The 13,640-nt window shown below is 46.4% G+C and carries 12 protein-coding genes; all 12 read right to left on the reverse strand.

The window, feature by feature from the left end; all coding sequences use genetic code 11:
- Positions 1-131: 131 nt before the first annotated feature.
- The 12 genes from pyrE to lspA all read right to left on the reverse strand — a co-directional run bounded on the left by pyrE (position 132) and on the right by lspA (position 13,619).
- Entirely contained in the window at positions 132-767 is a 636-nt protein-coding gene (gene pyrE, locus AM500_RS15540) for an orotate phosphoribosyltransferase (RefSeq protein WP_053600027.1), read from the reverse strand.
- Complete coding sequence (gene pyrF, locus AM500_RS15545) at positions 764-1,483, reverse strand: orotidine-5'-phosphate decarboxylase (RefSeq protein WP_053600028.1); 720 nt, start codon at positions 1,481-1,483, stop codon at positions 764-766. Before pyrF ends, pyrE begins: the two co-directional genes overlap by 4 nt.
- Positions 1,452-2,393 (reverse strand): dihydroorotate dehydrogenase, encoded by a 942-nt coding sequence (locus tag AM500_RS15550; RefSeq protein ID WP_053600029.1) that lies wholly within the window; start codon positions 2,391-2,393, stop codon positions 1,452-1,454. Before AM500_RS15550 ends, pyrF begins: the two co-directional genes overlap by 32 nt.
- Entirely contained in the window at positions 2,390-3,166 is a 777-nt protein-coding gene (locus tag AM500_RS15555; RefSeq protein ID WP_053600030.1) for a dihydroorotate dehydrogenase electron transfer subunit, read from the reverse strand. The genes AM500_RS15550 and AM500_RS15555 overlap by 4 nt, the downstream gene beginning before the upstream one ends.
- The gene (gene carB, locus AM500_RS15560) at positions 3,163-6,366 is read right to left on the reverse strand and encodes a carbamoyl-phosphate synthase large subunit (protein ID WP_053600031.1); all 3,204 of its coding nucleotides are present in this window, start codon (positions 6,364-6,366) and stop codon (positions 3,163-3,165) included. Before carB ends, AM500_RS15555 begins: the two co-directional genes overlap by 4 nt.
- Complete coding sequence (locus AM500_RS15565) at positions 6,353-7,450, reverse strand: carbamoyl phosphate synthase small subunit (RefSeq protein WP_053600032.1); 1,098 nt, start codon at positions 7,448-7,450, stop codon at positions 6,353-6,355. Before AM500_RS15565 ends, carB begins: the two co-directional genes overlap by 14 nt.
- On the reverse strand, positions 7,447-8,730 hold the full coding sequence (locus AM500_RS15570; RefSeq protein ID WP_053600033.1) for a dihydroorotase: 1,284 nt from the start codon (positions 8,728-8,730) through the stop codon (positions 7,447-7,449). Before AM500_RS15570 ends, AM500_RS15565 begins: the two co-directional genes overlap by 4 nt.
- Before the next feature lie 150 nt (positions 8,731-8,880).
- The gene (locus AM500_RS15575) at positions 8,881-9,792 is read right to left on the reverse strand and encodes an aspartate carbamoyltransferase catalytic subunit (RefSeq protein ID WP_053600034.1); all 912 of its coding nucleotides are present in this window, start codon (positions 9,790-9,792) and stop codon (positions 8,881-8,883) included.
- 142 nt (positions 9,793-9,934) lie between these two features.
- The gene (locus tag AM500_RS15580; protein ID WP_053600035.1) at positions 9,935-11,242 is read right to left on the reverse strand and encodes a solute carrier family 23 protein; all 1,308 of its coding nucleotides are present in this window, start codon (positions 11,240-11,242) and stop codon (positions 9,935-9,937) included.
- A 248-nt stretch (positions 11,243-11,490) separates the two neighbouring features.
- On the reverse strand, positions 11,491-12,030 hold the full coding sequence (gene pyrR / locus AM500_RS15585) for a bifunctional pyr operon transcriptional regulator/uracil phosphoribosyltransferase PyrR (protein WP_053600036.1): 540 nt from the start codon (positions 12,028-12,030) through the stop codon (positions 11,491-11,493).
- Positions 12,031-12,241: 211 nt separating this feature from the next.
- The gene (locus tag AM500_RS15590; protein WP_053600037.1) at positions 12,242-13,153 is read right to left on the reverse strand and encodes an RluA family pseudouridine synthase; all 912 of its coding nucleotides are present in this window, start codon (positions 13,151-13,153) and stop codon (positions 12,242-12,244) included.
- The gene (gene lspA / locus AM500_RS15595; protein WP_043934843.1) at positions 13,125-13,619 is read right to left on the reverse strand and encodes a signal peptidase II; all 495 of its coding nucleotides are present in this window, start codon (positions 13,617-13,619) and stop codon (positions 13,125-13,127) included. The genes AM500_RS15590 and lspA overlap by 29 nt, the downstream gene beginning before the upstream one ends.
- Positions 13,620-13,640: the final 21 nt, after the last annotated feature.

Below are 13,640 nucleotides of genomic sequence, written 5' to 3' on the forward strand. Positions count from 1 at the left end.
ATTTAATGGCCTTTTACTTACTTATGCCCTAATAAGCACCCGAACCCCTACTGTTCGCAAGGCGTCTAGGCGAAATAAAAAGAAGGCCAACCAACGACAGTGAATTGTCGCCAGCTGACCTCTCTTCTTCGTTAACTCAACCTAGCAAGGCTCCAGCTTGCGGGGTCTTGCTTCCATTCCAGAAGAGCCTCCATATCGGATCCGGAAATATATCCTTTCTCTTTTGCTGTTTCAATAAGGTCCGAGAAGCCGGTCAATGCGAGAGCTTTCAAATTCGCATTAGACAAAAGCTGCTTTCCTTTATCCAAACCATATGTAAAAATAGCAACGGCACCCAGCACTTCAGCACCTGCCTCACGCAATGCGTCAGCGGCAGTAATGACACTGCCCCCAGTTGAAATAAGATCTTCAACAATGACAACTTTTTGCCCACTCAGCACTTTACCTTCAATTTGATTGCCTTTTCCATGACCTTTGGCACTGCTGCGCACATAGCACATTGGCAAATCCAGTTTTGCACTAACCCATGCAGCATGCGGAATACCTGCAGTCGCAGTACCGGCAATGACCTCAACTTCAGGAAAATGTTCGCGTATTAACTCACCAAGGCCACTGGCAATTTCCCTCCGAACCTCAGGATAAGACATGGTCAGCCGGTTGTCACAATAAATGGGCGAACGCATTCCAGAAGACCATGTATACGGGTTCTGAGGACTTAACGAAACCGCACTGATTTCCAATAATAGTTCTGCAATTCTCTTACTCATACAATCGCTCCTTTCCAGGCTTCAAGCCAGGTTTGATAGGCCTTGTAAGGATTTTCAGCCCTTGTGATCGGCCTTCCTACAACAATGGCCGAAATTTGGTTGGACCGGGCAAATTCCGGTGTCGCAACCCGCTTTTGATCCTGTACTTCATCAGAAGAAAGGCGGATACCTGGTGTTACCGTTAAAAAGTCTTTACCAAGCATTTTCCTTATTCCAGCTGCTTCCCAGGCAGAACAGACAACACCGTCTAGGCCAGATTGCTTTGCCAAATTTGCATAATGCTGAACTGACTCTTCCAAGCTAACCGGAATCAGCTGCTGATTTCGCATGTTTTCTTCGGTAGTGCTTGTCAGCTGCGTGACAGCGATGCAGGCAGGCCGAGCTTCGCCTGCTGGTGTCCCAGCCTCCAATCCTTCCAAAGCCGCTTCCATCATTTCCATGCCCCCTGCAGCATGGACATTGACCAGGTTACAGCCAAGCCCGCCAAGTACCTTCATTGAACTTTTAACCGTATTAGGGATGTCATGAAGCTTCAAATCGAGGAAAATTCTATGTCCCAATTCTTTCATCCTATAAACAACTGCGGGGCCTTCCTTATAAAAAAGCTCCATTCCAACCTTTAAGAAAAGCTCATCTTCCGGGAAGTTTTCCAGGAATTCCTCCACTTCCTTTATCCCTGCAAAATCAAGCGCGAGAATTAACGGGTTGTCTTGCATGATTCCAGCTCCTTCCCCTGCATTCGGAAATGTGTTCAAATCCCAATTCATGCAGTAGTTCTGGCAATTTTTCAATTATAGTAGGACAGACATAAGGATCTACAAAATTGGCAGTTCCAACCGCCACTGCACTCGCTCCTGCATAAAAGAACTCAATTACATCCTCCGCGGAAGAGATTCCTCCCATTCCGATAATTGGAAGACTCGTTTTCTGGCTTACTTCATAAATCATTCTGAGTGCTACCGGCTTGATTGCCGGTCCCGACAGACCGCCTGTAACATTGGCGAGAATCGGCTTGCCTGACCTCAAGTCAATCCGTGTCCCAAGCAATGTATTAATCATTGTCAGACCATCCGCGCCGCCTGCCTCTGCAGCAAGGGCAATTTCCACAATGTTTGTTACATTGGGTGAAAGTTTCACATAAACTGGCACCTCAGAAACATCTTTTACCTTCCGAGTCAGGTTTTTTAAGACATCAGCATCTAAACCAAAGGCAATCCCGCCTTCCTTTACATTCGGGCAGGATACATTCAATTCAAGTGCCCGTACGTTGCCAGCCATTGAAATCTTGCTTGCAACATTAACATAATCATCTTCCGTAGAGCCTGCTACGTTGGCAATGACTGGAACATCAAACTGTTCAAGGAAAGGAAGCTCTTCCGCAATGATTTTCTCCACACCTGGATTTTGCAGACCAATCGCATTAAGCATTCCCATCGGAGTCTCAGCTACCCGCGGGGTGGGATTTCCGAACCGCGGTTCAGAAGTCGCTGCCTTTATCATAATCCCTCCAAGGATATTCAAGTCATAAAGCTGACTGTACTCACGTCCGAAGCCAAAGCAGCCTGAAGCAGGCATAATTGGATTTTTCAACTGGAGTCCCGGCAGCTTGATATCAAGCATACTCATAGTACAACCTCCCCTGCCCGGAATACCGGCCCATCACTGCATACTTTTTTATAGGAAGTGCCCGAAACATCATCTGGTACCCGGCAGACGCAGGCAAAGCATGCGCCAATTCCGCAGCCCATTCTTTCTTCAAGAGAAAGAAATACCTTTTTCTCGGGATACCGTTCCTCCAATGCCCTCAGCATCGGAACTGGGCCACAGGCATACAACGTATCAAACTCGAGCTGTTTCTTTGAAATCAGGTCGGTAACAAAGCCCTTTTCCCCGTAAGTGCCATCGGCTGTAGTAATATAGGTTTCTCCGAGACTAGCAAACTCTTTCTCATAAAAAACAGCATTGCCAGTTTGAAAGCCCAGTACATGTATTACTTTAACACCCCTGGCAACGAGCTGCCGTGAAAGCTCATAAAGAGGCGGGACACCAATTCCTCCTCCAACCAACAGCGCCGTGCTGCCTGAAGGCGCCTCGGCAACTGGGAATCCGTTACCTAGAGGGCCAAGCACATCGATTTCCAGGCCGGGGGAAGCTTCGGAAAGCTGAATGGTACCCTGGCCTGATTTCCTGAAAATCAAGGTGAGTTCTTCTTTTTCATCATTTACTGAAGCGATACTGATTGGCCTCCGCAAGAGGGGGCCATAAGCGCCGCCAGTCTTGATATGGATAAACTGGCCAGGCAGCGCAGAACCAGCCAGCCTTGCTTTTATTTTCATCCGGAAAATAGAATCGGCGATTTCTTCTTTGTCTACAACCTTGCAAATCTCTTTTGTTATCAAACCAGCACCTCCGTCTTGCTGGAGGAAATCACTTCTGCAGAAAAGTTCATTGATTGAATTACCCCCAGGATTGCTTCAGCTGTATCCAATGAAGTCAGGCAAGGAATACCATTTTCAACTGCTTCTCGCCTGATTCTAAAACCGTCCCTCTCCGGCTGCTTCCCTCTTGTCAGGGTATTGACGATAAACTGAACTTCACCCTTTTGAATAATGTCGACAAGTGTAGGGCCTTCGGAACCAATTTTTCCAACTACTTCGACCGGAACCCCCATGCCGGCAATTGCAGCTGCTGTCCCGCTCGTTGCCATGACACGGTAGCCTTCAGCGGCAAACCTCTTAGCAAGCTTGGAAGCTTCCTGCTTATCCTTATCGGCAACAGTCATAAGGACCGTCCCGAACTTCTTTATTGAGATGCCTGAGGCAACAAGTCCCTTATAGAGCGCCTTTTCCAGGGTGAAATCCTTGCCCATTACCTCGCCGGTCGATTTCATTTCTGGTCCAAGAGTTATATCGACTCTCCTTAATTTTGCAAAAGAAAACACTGGAACCTTTACATATACTTCCTTCGGCTCCTCAATTAAGCCGCTAGTGAAGCCCTGTTCCCGTAACGAGATACCAAGCATTGCCTTCGTCGCCATTTTAGCCATAGGCACGCCTGTAATTTTGCTTAGGAAAGGAACTGTTCTGCTTGAACGCGGATTTACTTCAAGAACAAAGACACCGTGATCAGAGAGGACAAACTGGATATTCAATAGCCCAACGATGTTGAGGCCTCGTGCAAGCCGCTCAGTATAATCGGCAAGCACTCGCTTGTTTTCCTCAGTCAGCGATTGAGGCGGGTAAACAGCAATTGAATCGCCAGAATGGACGCCAGCCCGTTCGATGTGCTCCATGATGCCCGGAATCACCACATCGAACCCGTCCGATATGGCATCAACCTCAATTTCCTTTCCTGTGATATAACGGTCGATCAGGACAGGGTGGCCTGTGTTGATTTTCACAGCATTCTCCATGTAATGGATGAGCTCGTCTTCACGGTCAACAATCTCCATCGCCCTGCCTCCAAGTACATACGAAGGCCTTACGAGCACCGGATAGCCGATCTCCTCCGCTATATCAACCGCTTCTTCAACAGACAAAGCTGTTTTCCCAAGCGGCATTGGAATACCATGTTCGAGCAGCGCCTGCTCGAATTTATCGCGGTCTTCAGCACGGTCCAAATCCTCAAGCGACGTGCCCAAGAGCCGGACGCCACGCTCTGCCAAGCCTGAAGCGAGGTTGATTGCCGTCTGGCCGCCAAATTGGACCACAACGCCAATTGGATTCTCGAGTTCAATGATATGCATCACATCCTCGATGGTCAGCGGTTCAAAATAAAGCTTGTCGGAAATGCTGAAATCTGTTGAAACAGTTTCCGGATTGCTGTTGATGATAATTGCCTCATAGCCAGCTTCGCGGATTGCCTTGACAGAATGGACTGTCGCATAATCAAATTCGATTCCCTGGCCAATCCGGATTGGCCCTGATCCAAGTACAACAACACTTTTCCGGCCGCTTCTTACGGATTCATTTTCTTCTTCATACGTCCCATAGAGATAAGGTGTTTGTGATTCGAACTCTGATGCACATGTATCAACCATCTTATACACTGGGATAATTCCATTTTGCTTCCGCCAAACAGTTACTTCGCTCACAGGACATGCCCATGCTTTGGCGATTGCCATGTCAGTAAACCCGCGCTTTTTGGCTTCGCGGCAGGCCTGCACATCGAATCGGCTTTCTGTTAACTCTTTTTCAATCTGAATTATTCCTTTAAACTTATGAAGGAAAAACAGGTCAATCTTACTCCAATCATGAATCGTTTCTATCGTGACACCTCGCCTTAACGCTTCAGAAATATAGAAGAGCCTTTCATCGCCAGCTTTACGGATCCGCTTTTCGATGATTTCATCTGAAATTCCTTGAGCATCAGGGAGCTCGAAATGATGAACATTTACTTCAAGGGAGCGAATCGCCTTTAACAGTGATTCTTCAAACGTCCGTCCGATTGCCATTACTTCTCCGGTCGCCTTCATTTGCGTCCCAAGGACCCGGTTGCCTGTTTCAAATTTGTCAAATGGCCATCTTGGTATTTTCGTAACAATATAGTCAAGGGCCGGCTCGAAACTTGCATATGTCTTTCCGGTGACAGGGTTCATCATCTCATCAAGCGTAAGACCCACAGCGATTTTAGCGGCAAGCTTCGCAATCGGGTAGCCGGTTGCTTTCGAGGCTAGTGCGGATGAGCGGCTAACCCTTGGATTCACTTCAATAATGTAATAATTGAAGCTTTCGGGATCAAGAGCGAGCTGAACATTGCAGCCGCCCTCAATTCCAAGCGCCCTGATTACCTTTAACGATACATTTCTTAATAGCTGATATTCTCTGTCACTCAGCGTCTGGCTTGGGGCGACGACAATTGAATCACCAGTATGAATACCCACTGGATCGATATTTTCCATGTTACATACAACGATGGCTGTATCATTTGCGTCCCGCATAACCTCATATTCGATTTCCTTGTAGCCGGCGATGCTTTTTTCAAGGAGGCATTGGCTGACGGGACTATGTTTCAGCCCGCCTGTAACGATTTCTTCAAGCTCTTCATCATTCGAACAGATTCCGCCGCCAGTTCCACCAAGCGTAAACGCCGGGCGTACAATAATAGGAAAACCGATTGTTTCAACGAAGGCCTTTGCCTCCGCCAATGTATGGACGATTGCACTTTCAGGAACTGGTTCACCCAGCTCGTTCATTAAATTCCGGAACAATTCTCTATCTTCCGCCTTTTCAATTGCATCAAGCTTGGTCCCAAGGATTTCTGTTCCGCATTCTGCCAGGACACCGGATTTGGCTAGTTCTACAGCGAGGTTCAGCCCTGTCTGCCCTCCTAAAGTTGCAACGAGTGCATCCGGTCGTTCCTTCCTAATGATTCTCGACACAAACTCCAATGTCAGTGGCTCGATGTACACCTTGTCAGCAATTTCCGTATCGGTCATAATCGTTGCTGGGTTTGAGTTGACAAGGATAACCTTGTAGCCTTCTTCCTTAAGGGCAAGACAAGCTTGTGTGCCCGCATAGTCGAATTCCGCGGCCTGGCCGATAATGATTGGGCCAGAACCGATAACCATGATTGTATTAATATCTCTACGCTTTGGCATATCGCTGTTCCTCCCTTGTATGTATCTCAATGATTTCCATGAATTGGTCAAATAGTGCGTTTGCATCTTCAGGCCCCGGTGATGCTTCCGGATGGTATTGTACGGTAAAGGCAGGTAAAGTCTTATGCCGCAGGCCTTCAATACTGCCGTCGTTTAATGCGATATGAGTGATTTCCAGCTCTGTATGAGTAAGAGATCCCTCTTTCACGGCATAGCCATGGTTTTGTGAAGTAATTGAAATTTTTCCAGTTGAAAGCTCTTTTACAGGATGGTTGGAGCCTCTGTGGCCAAAAGGCATTTTTTCTGTGTCGGCTCCACAGGCAAGAGCAAACAGCTGATGGCCCAGGCAAATACCGAAAACCGGAACCTTGCCTAGAACGCCTTTCAGCATCTGAATGGCTTCTGGTACATCCTTCGGGTCTCCCGGTCCATTTGAAAGCATGATGCCATCCGGTCTCATTTGAAGTATTTCCTCTGCCGTCATATTATAAGGAACGACAGTCACATCACAGCCTCGCTGATTCAGTTCCCTCAAGATGCCATGCTTCATTCCAAAATCGACGAGAACAACCCTGTTTCCCCGTCCTGGGCTCGGATATGGATTTTTCGTAGAAACTTCTTTAACCTGGTCGGTTGGAATCTGCTCATTCCTTAACTCGGCTGTAACTTTACCAGGGTCTGAATCCACCCCGCAAATTGCTCCTTTCATTGTGCCGTGTTCGCGGATTGCCCTTGTAAGCCTGCGTGTATCGATTCCTTTCAGCCCGGGAATCTTTTTCATCTTCAAGTATTCATTCAAAGTCATTTCATTCCGCCAATTAGAGGGAAAATCGGCGGTTTCCTTTACAATTAGCGCGCTAATTGACGGATTGATCGATTCGAAATCATCGCGGTTTATTCCGTAGTTGCCTATAAGCGGGTACGTCAGGACAACTAGCTGCCTGCAATAGCTGGGATCAGAGAGTATTTCCTGATAGCCTGTCATACCGGTGTTGAAGACAACTTCTCCTTTTGCCTCAGAAAGGTCACCAAATGCTTCGCCTATAAAAATGCTGCCATCCTCCAATATTAGTTGGCGTTTCATGCTTCAACACGCTCCTCTTCATAAGCAATCTTTCCAGCTGCAACGGTCAGAACCGGCCACCCCTTGCAAGTCCATCCTGTAAATGGTGTATTTTTTCCTTTTGATAAAAAGTCAAGCGGATTGATTTTGCGTATTTCGTTCAAGTCGAGCAAGACGATATCGGCAGGAGCCCCTTCTTCCAGCCTTCCATAGGCCAGTCCAAACGATTGGGCAGGCTTGATTGTCATGTAATCTATTAATTCTTTTAGGGACATGATTCCTTTTTCAACATAATTGCTGTACAAGAGCGGAAATGCCGTTTCCAGCCCGGTTATGCCGAACGGGGCACTCTCCATTCCCTTAGCTTTTTCGTCTTGAGTATGCGGGGCATGGTCGGTCGCAATAAAATCAATTGTTCCATCCTGCAGCCCTTCTATTAATGCCTTCCGATCTTGTTTATCCCGTAGCGGAGGGTTCATTTTAAAATTCGTATCCTGTCCGGGAATATCATCCTGACTCAATAGTAAATGATGGGGTGTAACCTCGGCAGTGACTTTAATCCCTGCACGCTTCGCATCGCGGACAACACGGACGGATTCTTTTGTGCTAATATGGCAAACATGGTAGTGGCATCCTGCAGCCTCGGCAAGCAGTATATCCCTGGCGATATGGACGCTCTCACACACAGACGGAATTCCCCTTAACCCGTGCTTGCTAGCAAAAGAACCCTCATGAACTGAGCCTTGATTAATCAATGTCTCTTCTTCGCAATGGGCAACAACCGGCATATCAAGTTTAGCGGCACGCTTCATTGCTTCTAGCATCATCGCCGCTGACTGGACACCAACACCATCGTCAGTAAAGGCAAATGCACCAGCTTCCTTTAGCCCTGCGAAATCGGTCAATTCCTCTCCTTGCTCGCCAATTGTAATGGATACATATGGAAGGACTCTCACAGAGGCTGTTTCTGATATCCTGCCCTGCAGCCACTCCATCTGCTCCTTTGTATCAGGGACAGGCTTTGTATTCGGCATCGCCGCAATCGTTGTGAATCCACCTTTTGCAGCAGCCTTTGTTCCTGTCTCTATTGTTTCCTTCCTCTCGCCCCCAGGCTCCCTTAGATGAACATGCAGGTCAATAAACCCTGGAGCTGCAACAAGCCCGTTCCCATAGATTATCCGGTCTGCTTGTAGTTCGAGATTTTTTCCAATACATGCGATGATTCCATTTTCTATGTACATATCCTTTTGTTCATGTTTGTCCTCACAGTACAGTTGCACGTCTTTTATTAAAAGTTTCATATTGTCTGCCTCCTTATTTATGGAAAGGGGCGGAGCTTCGCCAATCCAAACTGCTAAACTGGTAATTTAGTAGTAATAATATTTCTAGTCCAGACCATTGTATGGTCTTGCTCCGCTCCACCGCCTGATTTTGCTTGTTACTGCTGATACTCAGTTTCTTACCATAAAAGGGTATGTAGAATAGACTCGTGATAGATTCGTTGATTCAAGCGCCCTTTTTAGGACAGCCATCCGAACATACACACCATTTTCCATTTGCTTAAAAATCCTCGAACGGCTGCTTTCAACAAGGCTGCCAGCAATTTCAACATCCCTGTTCACTGGTGCCGGGTGCATGATGATTGACCCAGGTTTCATAGATGCTTCCCGTTCAAGTGTCAGACCAAATTGTTGATGATAGTTCTCGGGATGGCTGCTCCTAGACTCATGGCGTTCATGCTGAATACGCAGCAGCATGACAACATCAGAGCTTCTTACAGCTTTATCGACAGATTCGTATGGTAGCGTTCGTTCAAACCATTCCTCAGGCCCGGAGAAAACAACCTTCGCACCAAGTCTGGTCAACGCTTGGGTATTTGAATGGGCTACCCTGCTATGGCGAATGTCGCCAATGATAGCAATCTTCAAGCCTTTGAATCTGCCAAATTCCTGCTGTATGGTCATTAAATCAAGCAGTGATTGAGTGGGATGATCACCACATCCATCACCTGCATTTAGAATTGGAATATGGACTCCCCTTAATTCCTGATAAAAGCGGTCTGAGGGATGACGTATGACCAATGCATTCACCCCAATTGCCTCCAGCGTCTTGGCAGTATCATAGAGGCTCTCGCCTTTTAGCGCACTTGATGTATGGGCTTCGAATGAGATGATTTCCATGCCAAGTTTCCTTTCGGCCATCTCAAAGCTGCATTTGGTCCTTGTGCTCGGTTCAAAAAACAGGTTAGAAACGTACATCTTCTTGGAGGGGCTCCATTCCGCCCCTTTCGCAAACTCCCCGGCATCCTTCAACAATCCGAGTATCTCAGTCAATTCCAGTTCGTCTAATGTCAGTAAATGCATAGCGGAATCCCCTTTCGATTTTAAAAAATACGCCCAGGCTAAGGGCCAGGGCGCATCTAAGTATGCTGCATTCAAGATGGTCTTCCCGAATGTAGCTCTGCACCCTTACTTGCCTCTCTGGGCCTGTTTAAAAGGTGTAATATTAGGCTGTTTTTTCGTCATCATTTACTTCAAACATATTCTCCTGTGCAGACTCCCTGCCTGGAAGGACCAGGTTCAGCACGATTCCAAGAATTGCTGCCAGAGCCATGCCCTGGATTTCAAATCTGTCAGTAACCTTTATGAACGCTCCTCCGATACCGACTACAAGGATGACCGAGGAGATGGCAAGATTACGATTGTTTCCAAAATCGATTTTACTGTCAACTAGCATCCTCAAGCCTGAAGAGGCAATGATTCCGAACAAGAGGATGGATACGCCTCCCATTACAGCAGGTGGGATTGAACCGATCAACGCTGTGATTGTTCCAATAAATCCGAAAATTATTGCCGCAATGGCGGCTCCAGCGATGACATAGACACTATAAACCTTTGTAATGGCCAGAACACCAATATTTTCACCATAAGTGGTCTTTGGCGGCCCGCCAATCAGTGCAGAAATCATTGTTGCTACCCCGTCTCCGAGGATGGAGCGGTGCAGGCCTGGCTCTTTAATATAGTCACGGCCAACGACTTTGCTGAGGACAAGCTGATGGCCAATATGCTCGGACAATGTGACAACTGCGACCGGCACCATCAATAGGACAAGGTCAAGTGTGATATTAATATCGTAGTGAACGAAAGGAATGATAAACTCTGGCATTTCAAAGATTTTTGCCTCTATCACTTTTGAAAAATCAACAATACCTACAGCCAGCGAGTAAAGATAGCCAACCACGATGCCTGCGAGAATTGGGATGATACTCAGCATCCCTCTGGTGAAAACAGAGAATATGATGGTGGATGCAAGGGTTATGAGTGCTGCCGAGAAATGAATCAAGCTATAATGCTCAGGGCCGTTTGTTGTATTCATAGCCATGCCTACCGCTGTTCCAGCGAGTGAAAGTCCAATTACGATGATGACGGGGCCTACAACGATTGGAGGCAGAATATTCATTATCCAGCGGTGGCCAGCTTTTTTAATAATAAGAGCGACAATTCCATAAACCAAACCTGCCATAAAGCTTCCAATCATTGCGCCGCCGGGGCCATCAGTCGCTTTTGCGGCCAAAATCGGATAAATAAATGCAAAGGAAGATCCTAGGTAAGCTGGTACTTGCCATTTGGTAATCGCCATGAAGGCTAGAGTTCCCAGGCCGCTTGAGATTAGCGCAATCGCGGGGCTCAAATCGACCAGGAACGGTACAAGAATGGTCGCGCCAAACATCGCAAACAGGTGCTGAAGGCTCAAGGTAATTAACTGGATAATGTTTGGTTTTTCATTTACGTCTAGAACTGGTTTGTTATGCATGAGTCTCCCCCAATAATTTTTATTGCGCCATTTTCGCGCTTTTCTCTTTTACAAAGACTGCGTTAATCAATTCAATTGATTTCACTTTACAAAAAAACCTCCCTGCAGCAGAATGTGCAAGGAGGTTGAATGCAGCAGAACACCGAAGTATCCTGTATCGGACAGGGCATAATCAGCCCTGCTATCCTGCATTTCCCCCTTGGCAGACTCTCTGGACTGCAATTAAAAGGGATATTCTGTTTTTAATTTTACTCGTAAATGCTTACCTGGTCACTGCCATCAAGTTCAGACAGTTCAACCACGATTCTTTCTGAGCTGGAGGTCGGGATGTTTTTGCCAACATAATCGGCCCTGATTGGAAGTTCACGATGTCCACGGTCAACGAGGACGGCCAGCTGGATTTGTGCAGGACGGCCAAGGTCCATGATTGCATCCATTCCTGCGCGGACTGTCCTTCCTGTATATAGGACATCATCAATCATAATAACCTTCTTGTCAGTTACACCCGCCGGGATATCCGAACCCTTAACAAGCGGTTCACTATCTTCGGTTTTTTTAGTTAAATCATCGCGGTACAAGGTGATGTCAAGTTCCCCGGTCGCAATGTCTTTTCCCTCAATCTGCTGGATTTTCTCAGCAAGTCTTTCTGCAAGATAGACGCCTCTTGTTCTGATACCAACAAGAATACAATCCTCAATGCCTTTATTCTTTTCGATGATTTGATGGGCTATCCGGGTCAATGCCCTTCGGATTGCCTGTTCATCTAAAACAACTGCTTTTTGTCCCATATAACTTCCATCCTTCTGGTGAAGAAATAATTAGAAAAGCGCAAGCCTTATATTAAAACAAAAACCTCCCAGCAGCTGTGGGAGGTTGGAAATTCCATAGAAGAGTACACCCATTGGGCGCTCAACATGTCCGTTTCCTTCTCAGCCTCACAGGACCGCTCTTAAAGGGCTTATTAAACTATAGCTATAGTACTTCAATGTAAGGTGATTGTCAATTCTTTTTGCGCAATTCGTCTAGGAGTTTGTCGAAATATGTCGGGAGAGGTGCTTCAAATTCAAGATACTCACCGGTACGAGGATGCTTAAATCCAAGTATTCCCGCATGCAATGCCTGCCCGCCTAGATCGAGGGTTTTCTTAGGTCCGTATTTCGGATCACCAACAAGCGGATACCCAATATATTTCATATGGACGCGTATTTGATGGGTCCTTCCCGTTTCCAGCTGACATTCAATAAATGTGAAATCTTCAAGCCTCTCGAGAACATGGAAATGTGTCACAGCATGTTTCCCGCCATCAACGACAGTCATGCTTTGCCTGTCCCTGGTATCCCTCCCAAGCGGAGCGTCAACCGTCCCATAGTCGTGCGGTATGGTGCCGTGGACAATTGCTTTATATTTCCTGGTAACTGTTTTTTCAACAAGCTGATTCACCAGGCTTTCATGAGCCATGTCGTTTTTTGCCACCATTAGAAGCCCTGACGTATCCTTATCAATCCTGTGGACGATACCAGGCCTAAGAACCCCATTAATGCCCGACAAATCCTTGCAATGATGCATTAACCCGTTGACAAGCGTCCCTGTCAAATGTCCTGGCGCAGGATGGACGACCATTCCTTTAGGCTTGTTTACAACAAGAACATCACTATCTTCGAAATAAATATCAAAATCCATAGGTTCCGGCACTACATCAAGTGCTTCCGGATCCGGGACCGTTACTTCAATCACGTCATTCAGCGCGCATTTGTAATTTGTTTTGACAGGCTTTTGATTGACAAGTACGTTGCCTTCTTTAATCCAGGCCTGTACCTGGGTCCTTGACCATTCTTCATTAAGGGATGCAACTACCTTATCAATCCTGTCACCCTTCTCTTTATCAAGAATGGTGTGTTCCATCTTTTCCATACGATTTCTCCTTCTTCATTTCCCGTTCTTCTTTTATCATTTGTATCATCAATAGAAATACTCCAATAACAAGTGCGGAATCCGCGATGTTGAATACTGGGAAATTGTAGTTAAATATGAATGTGTGGATGAAATCGACTACTTCCTGCCGGTGAACACGATCGATAAAGTTGCCAATCGCCCCTCCCAGCATAAAACCCAGAGAAACACCTAGCAGAGTCTTGCCCTTAGTCTCTTTCTGGATGTAATACACGATTCCAATGATAACAATGACGGTTATTACATAAAACAGCCACATCTGCCCCTGCAAAATGCCCCAAGCAGCACCCTTGTTTCGGTGTGACGTTATATAAAGGAAATCATTTATAACCGGAATGCTATCTCCTATATTCATATATTTCACAATCAGCCATTTCGTAATTTGGTCCAGCAGGATAATAAAAGCCGCAATTAAGTAATAAAGCACCAAATAAACCCTCCACATCTT

The sequence above is a fragment of the Bacillus sp. FJAT-18017 genome, assembly GCF_001278805.1.
Taxonomy (GTDB): domain Bacteria; phylum Bacillota; class Bacilli; order Bacillales; family Cytobacillaceae; genus Bacillus_D.